Raw genomic sequence first — 1,807 nt, forward strand, 5'->3', positions numbered from 1 at the left:
CCAATGGTCTCGTGGAGCGCTTCAACGGGCGGGTGCAGCGCGAGGTGCTGGGCATCACCATCTACAGCCATCGGGACCTCGAGACGCTGCTCAAGGGCTTCAATCAGGCCTATAACAGAAGACGTCAACGCGTGCTCAAGGGGCGATCCCCGGATGAGGTTGTGCGAAGCCGCCTGGCTGCCGAGCCGAAGCTCGCCAACCGCCGCTACAAGCCACCCGATGCAGACGCGTTGCCGCCAGCCCTCCAGGTCATCGCTCATGCCAAGGAGGTCTCGCATCCAGACACTCCCTCTGGCTCATCACCTCGTTGTCGCCCGGGGCTGGAGAGAAAATGTCGAAGCATTCGGTGCGGAGTGGCGATGTCGGCGGGCTGCTGACGCGGTTTGCGCATCTCCAGGATAAGGCGCGGGCTCGGGCCGGGCAGGTATTTCCACTCATCGTTATTCAAGAAGCGGGGCTTGATGGATTCTGGATCCATCGCGTGCTGCAGAGTGAAGGCATCGAAAGTTATGTTGTGGATGCAGCCTCCATCGCGACCTCCCGCCGCCGCCGGAGGGCCAAGACCGACAAGATCGATGGGGAGGCCCTGGTGCGGACGCTGCTCGCCTACAAGCGCGGCGAGCCGCGGGTGTGCGCCATGGCCCACGCCCCAAGCCCTGAGGAGGAGGACCGTCGCCGCATCGGCCGTGAGCGCAAGACTCTCACGGCAGAACGGATCCAGCACGTCAATCGCATCAAAGGTCTGCTGTTTGCGCAAGGCATCACCGGGTATGAACCCCTGCAGCGCAATCGCCGGGAAGAACTGGAACGGCTCAAAACAGGCGATGGTCGGCCGCTCCCGGTCCATCTCAAGGCCCAGATCAGTCGCAAACTCGACCGGCTTGAGTTACTTCTCGACCAGATCAAAGCTGTGGAGGCTGAGCGGGATGCCTTACTGGCTCTGTCGCGGAATGCCGCTACAGCAGAGCTGGCACCTGCGGCGATGTTGATGGCCTTGAGAGGGGTTGGGCCGGAGTTCGCCACGGTCCTTTGGTCAGAGGGGTTGTTCCGCACGTTCAGCAATCGACGACAGGTGGCGGCCTATGCCGGATTGGTTCCGACGCCGTGGCGCAGCGGCTCGATTGATCGCGAGCAAGGGGTGTCCAAGGCTGGCAACCCGCGACTGCGCACCACGATGATCCAGTTGGCCTGGCTCTGGCTGAAGCACCAGCCGGAATCGGCGCTCAGCCGCTGGTTCCATGAGCGGGTCGAGCGCTATGGCGGGCGCGTCCGCAAGACGGTCATTACCGCGCTCGCGCGCAAGCTCCTGGTTGCGCTCTGGAAGTATGTGACCGCCGGGGTCGTGATCGAAGGGGCCGTGCTGAAAGCCTGAACCTTCAGCCCACACCAAATTCTTTTTGCTATCCTCCGGGCTCGATCGGCTCGGCGGATCCAGGTGGACGGACCGTTGCAGGGTCTGGCTTGAAAAGCCGAACAATAGAAGGGTTCCGTCCTCCTGAGCCCATGCCCGCCGCACGCGGGATAGTGGTGCAGCCGCCGAGCGCGGCGACCGGATGTGAGTTTGAACTGGACATAGGCTTGGTTCACGCGATGGGCTCAGACCTCGGATCCGAACTGTCTCCTGGGAGCTTTCTCATGACACTCTGACGTAAGATAACTTGACTCCATAATCCCCATGTGAGCCCTGGACGAGCACTGCCTCGGCATCATCCCGCTCCTCCACGGTGCGTTCGATCCGACGGATGCCGCGCACCTGCTTTTTGAGTTCCTTCTTGGCATGCCGATCGGCCTCGAAGATCGGATGCGC

General features: G+C 62.4%; 2 pseudogenes. Both read left to right on the forward strand.

From position 1 onward, the window contains the following. Positions 1–377, forward strand: a pseudogene (locus FS320_RS42690) (integrase core domain-containing protein); the annotation flags it as partial. Beyond that, positions 287–1,372: pseudogene (locus FS320_RS42695) on the forward strand (IS110 family RNA-guided transposase); the annotation flags it as partial. The pseudogenes FS320_RS42690 and FS320_RS42695, both read left to right, overlap by 91 nt. Positions 1,373–1,807: the final 435 nt, after the last annotated feature.

Origin of the sequence: Microvirga tunisiensis (assembly GCF_009296175.1) — a bacterium.
In the GTDB taxonomy this organism is placed as follows: domain Bacteria; phylum Pseudomonadota; class Alphaproteobacteria; order Rhizobiales; family Beijerinckiaceae; genus Microvirga; species Microvirga tunisiensis.